This window comes from Staphylococcus sp. HMSC059F04 (assembly GCF_001812565.1).
Lineage (GTDB): Bacteria > Bacillota > Bacilli > Staphylococcales > Staphylococcaceae > Staphylococcus > Staphylococcus lugdunensis.
Map to the genome: position 1 here is coordinate 1 of NZ_KV809460.1, position 7,045 is coordinate 7,045.

Below are 7,045 nucleotides of genomic sequence, written 5' to 3' on the forward strand. Positions count from 1 at the left end.
CAGAGGGTCAGAGGTTCGAATCCTCTATGGCTCATTGTTTGCACTTTCTCTCAGGAAAGTGCTTTTTTTATTTTTATCAAAAATTTTGACATAAATTATAGTGTTCATATGACAGTTATTATAATGATTGGTATAATTAATATCATGAAATTGAAACCGGAGGAGATGTCATGGATTTTTCTAATTTTTTTAGTAATCTAAGTACTTTAAAAATTATAACAAGCGTACTTGACTTGATTATTGTTTGGTACGTTCTCTATCTTCTCATTACTGTCTTTAAAGGAACTAAAGCGATTCAACTGCTCAAAGGTATAGTTGTTATTGTCATCTTTCAACAAATTAGTAAAGTGCTTAATTTGACAGCAACTTCTAAGTTGTTTGACATTGTCATTCAATGGGGAGTACTTGCCCTTATTGTTATCTTCCAGCCTGAAATAAGACGTGCACTTGAACAATTAGGTAGAGGAAGTTTGTTTAAACGCTATACTAATACTTACAGTCGTGATGAAGAGAAATTAATAGAAGCTGTTTCGAAAGCTGTGCAATATATGGCTAAAAGACGTATAGGCGCTTTGATTGTTTTTGAAAAAGAAACGGGCTTACAGGATTATATTGAAACGGGAATTCCTTTAGATTCAGATATTTCACAAGAGCTATTAACGAATGTGTTTATTCCTAATACTCCGTTGCATGATGGTGCAATGATTATTCAGGGAACTAAAATTGCCAGTGCTGCAAGTTATTTACCATTATCTGATAGCGCAAAAATATCTAAAAGTTTAGGTACAAGACATCGTGCTGCAGTCGGAATTTCTGAAGTTTCTGATGCTTTCACCGTGATTGTATCTGAAGAGACGGGGTCTATTTCAGTTACTTTTGATGGAAAGTTGAGACGAGATATTTCAAATGAAGTATTTGAAGAACTACTAGCTGAACATTGGTTTGGCTCACACTTTCAAAAGAAGGGTGTGAAATGACATGTTAGAAAATAAATGGGGCTTACGTTTTGTAGCATTTATATTGGCACTATTTTTCTATTTATCTGTGAATAATGTATTTGGAAATATTTTTAGTAACAATGACTTATCTCAAAATTCATCCAAGACGATTGAAGATGTACCTGTTCAAGTAATTTATAATACAAAAAATTTGCATGTAACTAAAGCACCAGACACAGTTGATGTAACGATTTCAGGACCTCAATCTAAATTGCTTAAAATTGAGAACGCAGATGATATTAAAGTTGCAGTAGATTTGTCTAAAGCAAGAGCAGGTAATTATAAAGAAGATTATGTGGTAAAGGGATTAAGCAATGATATTAATTATAATGTGAAGCCTAAGCAAGCACATGTAACTTTAGAAGACAAAGTGACGCGTACAATGCATGTCACGCCTGATATTAGTAATAACGATATTGCTGGTAACTATAAAGTAAGCGAAGAAAAGGTATCTCCTGAAACTGTGAAGGTTACAGGTGGTAAAGAACAGTTAAATCAAATTGCTTATTTAAAGGCAACATTTAGAAATGCCAATAAAATTGATAAAGATACAACAGATATTGCTGACATAGCGGCTTTTGATAAACAATTAAATAAATTAAATGTTACAATTCAACCAGACAGCGCTAAATTAAGTGTAAAGGTTAAGCCGTATTCTAAAAAAGTTAAAGTAAATGTTAAAACGGTTGGATCTTTACCAAATAATGCAAAAGTACAGAACATCAAACTTGATGATGATGAAGTCGAACTATTTGGCAACCGAGATGATTTAGCAAATATCAAAGAAGTTACAGCTGAAATAGATTTAGATGATGTTAAAGAAAATACGAGTCAGACCGTGAAATTTAAATTGCCTGATCATGTGTCGAAACTTGACCCGAGTGAAACAAACGCAGAAATTACAATAAATTAATAAAAAGTAGAGGAGTATTTTTGATGGGGAAATATTTTGGTACAGATGGAGTAAGAGGTATTGCAAATAAAGAATTAACACCAGAACTCGCCTTTAAATTAGGGCGTTATGGTGGCTATGTATTAGCGCATAATGAGAATGAAGCGCATCCTAAAGTTCTAGTAGGTAGAGATACGCGTGTATCTGGAGAAATGTTAGAAGCTGCTTTAATTGCAGGATTAGTCTCAATCGGAGCAGAAGTTATGAGATTAGGTGTGATATCAACGCCTGGTGTTGCATACTTAACAAAAGAAATGGGTGCTGAATTAGGCGTCATGATTTCAGCATCACATAATCCTGTTGCAGATAATGGTATTAAGTTTTTTGGTTCAGATGGTTTTAAATTGTCAGATGATCAAGAAAACGAAATTGAAGCCCTATTAGAACAACAAAATCCTGAATTACCTAGACCAGTGGGACAAGATATTGTACATTATTCTGATTATTTTGAAGGAGCACAAAAATATTTAAGTTTCTTAAAATCAACAGTAGATGTTAATTTAGAAGGTATGAAAATTGCGTTAGACGGCGCTAACGGATCAACGTCTTCATTAGCACCGTTCCTTTTTGGTGATTTAGAAGCAGATACAGAAACAATTGGATGCAGTCCAGATGGGTATAATATCAATGAAAATTGTGGTTCAACTCATCCAGAAAATCTTGCTAAAACTGTATTAGAAACAAACAGTGATTTCGGTTTAGCCTTTGATGGTGATGGTGATCGTATCATTGCGGTTGATGAAAATGGTCAAATCGTGGATGGTGATCAAATCATGTTTATCATTGGCCAAGCGATGCATAAGAATCAAGAATTAAAAAAAGATATGATTGTTTCAACTGTCATGAGTAATTTAGGTTTTTATAAAGCTTTAGAAAATGAAGGTATTTCTTCAAATAAAACTAAAGTAGGCGACAGATATGTTGTTGAAGAAATGAGAAAAGGTGACTACAACCTAGGTGGTGAACAATCTGGACATATTGTAATGATGGATTACAATACAACAGGTGATGGTTTATTAACAGGTATTCAATTAGCTTCAATCATTAAAATGAGTGGTAAACCTCTAAGTGAATTAGCGGCACAAATGAAAAAATATCCACAATCACTTATAAATGTAAGAGTAACAGATAAATATAATGTGGAAAAAAATGAAGATGTGAAAGCTGAAATAGCAAAAGTTGAAGCTGAAATGAATGGAGAAGGTCGAATTCTAGTAAGACCTTCAGGAACTGAACCACTAGTTCGTGTAATGGTGGAGGCTTCTACAGATGATAATGCAAACCGCTACGCCGAACAAATTGCTCAAGTTGTAGAAGCGAAAATGGGCTTAGAAAAATAAAATAAGTTAAACATTGTAATGTAAAGCTAATGAAGCATATTTAAATTGTTTCATTAGCTTTTTTTCTTATAAAATGTTTTTTTAAAACTTCACATTAGTTTTCCAGAGGTTAAATTTGCTCAAGGAACTACAACACTTAAAAAATAAATATGACACATTTATTTTTTTATAGAGCAAAGTTATATTTAGTAGTGTAAAATTATTTTAACATCTCGGTTATTCTAAGAATTTTAAATAAAATTCCGTATAATGTTGTGAAAATATTTGCAATATAACTTTCAAACATTGTAAAATAAACATTAATGGAAAGGAGGAGAGTGAATAAAAAACAATTATAGCGCCTGTGCAATTGTTTAAATACATGTTGACGACCAACAACTAATACAAGAGAGTTGTTAGAGACATTTATTTAACTTTTGTAGACGAGGAGGATAGTGATCGAAGTGATCGGCGGATGCTATCCCGGATGTGGCTCATTCGACAGCTTATTAAATAAAACATTGAGGTAACTTAATGGACAAAATTAATAAGATCGCCAAACTAATATCATGAAAAATAAAGTATAAGGGCTTGTTTTTATGTTTCTACAAATAGAGCTGTAATTTGCTTTTGAAACGATAGAACGACAGGCTTGTTTAACTTTGCTTAAATGAAGGTATGACAGATGATTGCTAATCTAAATTACAGCAATACGTCATATAATGTACTTTATTATTTCTAATGGAGGAAATTAAATATATGTGCGGAATTGTAGGTTATATAGGTTATGATAAGGCCAAAGAATTATTATTATCAGGGTTAGAAAAATTAGAATATAGAGGTTATGATTCAGCAGGTATTGCTGTTGCTAATGAAGAGGGAACAAAGGTTTTTAAGGAAAAAGGTAGAATCGCTGAATTACGCAAAGTGGCTGACAATAATGATATTGATGGATCTATTGGAATCGGTCACACGCGTTGGGCTACACACGGCGTCCCTAATTACCAAAACTCACATCCACATCAATCAACAAGTGGACGCTTTACATTAGTTCATAACGGTGTAATTGAAAATTATGAAGAACTAAGAGATAGCTATTTAACAGATGTAACATTGGTATCTGATACAGACACTGAAGTTATCGTTCAATTAGTAGAATATTTTTCAAATAAAGGGTTATCTACTGAGGAAGCTTTTACTAAAGTTGTATCTCTCTTACATGGCTCTTATGCTTTAGGTTTAATAGATGAACAAGACAAAGATACAATCTTCGTTGCTAAGAATAAATCACCTTTATTAGTTGGTCTTGGAGATCATTTTAATGTTATTGCTTCGGATGCTTTAGCAATGATTAAAGTTACGAATCAATATAAAGAAATTAAAGATCATGAAATTGTTATCGTTAAAAGAGAAAGTGTAACAATTAAAGATTTAGATGGCAATATTCAAGAACGTGATGCATATACAGCTGAAATTGATGCTTCAGATGCTGAAAAAGGTGTTTATGCGCACTATATGCTAAAAGAAATTAATGATCAACCAGCTGTCATGAGACGTATTATCCAGGAATATCAAGATGGACAAGGTAATTTAAAAATAGATGCTGATATTGTTAAAGATGTTGCTGAAGCAGACCGTATCTATATTATTGCAGCAGGTACAAGTTATCACGCCGGTTTGGTAGGTAAAGAATATCTTGAAAAATGGGCAGGTACGCCTACAGAAGTGCATGTAGCATCAGAATTTGTCTATAATACACCTCTGCTATCTAAAAAACCATTATTTATCTATATTTCACAATCTGGTGAAACGGCTGATAGTCGTGCAGTGTTAGTTGAATCTAATCGACTAGGACATAAGGCATTGACCATTACGAATGTTGCTGGTTCTACGCTATCACGTGAAGCAGATCATACACTGTTGTTACATGCTGGTCCAGAGATTGCGGTTGCTTCAACAAAAGCATATACGGCACAAATTGCTGTATTGGCAATATTATCTCAAGTAATTGCCAAACATCATGGTCATGAAGCAGATATAGATTTATTAAGAGAGTTAGCTAAAGTAACGACAGCAATTGAAACAATTGTAGATGATACACCAAAAATGGAGCAAATTGCGACAGACTTTTTAGCAACTACACGTAATGCCTTCTTTATTGGTCGAACAATGGACTATAATGTCAGTCTTGAAGGAGCACTGAAATTAAAAGAAATTTCATATATTCAGGCTGAAGGTTTTGCGGGTGGAGAATTAAAACACGGTACGATTGCACTTATTGAAGAAGGAACACCAGTAATAGGGCTGGCCACTCAAGAAAAGGTGAACTTATCTATTCGTGGTAATGTCAAAGAAGTTGTTGCACGCGGTGCACATCCATGTATTATTTCAATGGAAGGCTTGGAAAAAGAAGGAGACACATATGTAATTCCTCGTGTTCATGAGTTGTTAACACCTTTAGTATCAGTAGTTACATTGCAACTTATTTCATATTATGCAGCGTTGCATAGAGGATTAGATGTTGATAAACCACGTAATTTAGCAAAATCAGTGACGGTTGAATAAATTAGTTAACATATATAGGGAGTAGGACAATAATAGGTATTTAGAAATACCCAAGCTGGTTTTTCGAAATTTAAACTAATATTGTCTTACTCCTTGTTTTTTTATAGGAAGACGTTATTAAACTTTTCAGTAAGTTTATTTGCTATAATTATTCTCATTTCAAAGACTATTTGTAGCGCTATAAGTAAATTTCAACATTGGCCAATAATTGTCTATAATGAAGATAATTACATCAGAAGATGATTACCTTAGGAGGTTACAAAGAAAGATGGATATAATTAAAGCAATATTTTTAGATATGGATGGTACGATCCTACACGAAGATAATACAGCTAGTGGTTATACTAAAGAAGTAATAGACCAATTGCGAGCTAAGGGGTATAAGGTTTTTCTTGCTACAGGGCGTTCTTATGCTGAAATTAATCAGCTTGTTCCTAAAGGATTTACAGTTGATGGTATCATAAGTTCCAATGGTACCAGTGGTGAGGTCAAAGCGCATAATATATTTCGACATAGTTTAACACAAGAAGCGGTAAATAAAATTGTTCAATTAGCACAACAACAACATATATATTATGAGGTCTTTCCATTTGAAGGCCAACGCCTTGCACTGCAACAAGATGAATCTTGGATGCGTGGCATGGTGAGGGAAGAAGAACCACAAAACAATGTAGGGATTAGCGAATGGCGTTCTCGTAAAGACGCGCTCAAAGGTAAGATTAACTGGGTTAAAACATTGCCTGAAACATCATATTCTAAAATATATTTATTCACTACAGATTTAGCACAAATTACTCAGTTTAGGCAGTCACTTATTGACCAACAATTAAGTTTGAACATTAGCGTATCTAATTCATCTCGCTTTAATGCTGAGACGATGGCATATGGTGTTGATAAAGGCAGTGGCATTGCTGAAATGATTGCGCATTTTGGTATTCAACAGCAAGAGACGCTTGTCATTGGAGATAGTGATAATGATCGCGCGATGTTTAAATATGGTCATGTTACGGTAGCCATGAAGAATGCACGTCCAGAAATAAAGGATTTGACTGACGATGTTACGGTTTATGATAATGAAGAAGATGGTGCAGCACGTTATTTAGCAGATAGATTTTTATAACCAATTTGGGACATAAATACAAAGTATTAAGATTGTAATGTTAAATCTTTTCTTCGCTATGATTTTTACAATATAATTTGAAGTGATTAAA

General features: G+C 33.6%; 5 protein-coding genes. All 5 read left to right on the forward strand.

Annotated elements, in window-relative coordinates:
- Positions 1 to 170: 170 nt before the first annotated feature.
- The 5 genes from cdaA to HMPREF2864_RS00485 all read left to right on the forward strand — a co-directional run bounded on the left by cdaA (position 171) and on the right by HMPREF2864_RS00485 (position 6,954).
- Positions 171 to 977 (forward strand): diadenylate cyclase CdaA, encoded by an 807-nt coding sequence (gene cdaA, locus HMPREF2864_RS00465; protein ID WP_002461294.1) that lies wholly within the window; start codon positions 171 to 173, stop codon positions 975 to 977.
- Position 978: 1 nt separating this feature from the next.
- Positions 979 to 1,911, forward strand: coding sequence for a CdaR family protein (locus HMPREF2864_RS00470; protein WP_002461293.1), 933 nt, complete (start codon positions 979 to 981; stop codon positions 1,909 to 1,911).
- A gap of 23 nt (positions 1,912 to 1,934) precedes the next feature.
- Positions 1,935 to 3,290 (forward strand): phosphoglucosamine mutase, encoded by a 1,356-nt coding sequence (glmM, locus tag HMPREF2864_RS00475; RefSeq protein WP_070544710.1) that lies wholly within the window; start codon positions 1,935 to 1,937, stop codon positions 3,288 to 3,290.
- Positions 3,291 to 4,028: 738 nt separating this feature from the next.
- Entirely contained in the window at positions 4,029 to 5,834 is a 1,806-nt protein-coding gene (glmS, locus tag HMPREF2864_RS00480) for a glutamine--fructose-6-phosphate transaminase (isomerizing) (protein ID WP_002478930.1), read from the forward strand.
- 268 nt (positions 5,835 to 6,102) lie between these two features.
- Entirely contained in the window at positions 6,103 to 6,954 is an 852-nt protein-coding gene (locus tag HMPREF2864_RS00485; RefSeq protein WP_002478931.1) for a Cof-type HAD-IIB family hydrolase, read from the forward strand.
- Positions 6,955 to 7,045: the final 91 nt, after the last annotated feature.

What these genes read in the sequence shown, in the direction of transcription:
- cdaA (WP_002461294.1), top strand. Translation starts at nt 171, where the DNA reads ATGGATTTTTCTAATTTTTTTAGTAATCTAAGTACTTTAAAAATTATA.
- HMPREF2864_RS00470 (WP_002461293.1), top strand. Translation starts at nt 979, where the DNA reads ATGTTAGAAAATAAATGGGGCTTACGTTTTGTAGCATTTATATTGGCA.
- glmM (WP_070544710.1), top strand. Translation starts at nt 1,935, where the DNA reads ATGGGGAAATATTTTGGTACAGATGGAGTAAGAGGTATTGCAAATAAA.
- glmS (WP_002478930.1), top strand. Translation starts at nt 4,029, where the DNA reads ATGTGCGGAATTGTAGGTTATATAGGTTATGATAAGGCCAAAGAATTA.
- HMPREF2864_RS00485 (WP_002478931.1), top strand. Translation starts at nt 6,103, where the DNA reads ATGGATATAATTAAAGCAATATTTTTAGATATGGATGGTACGATCCTA.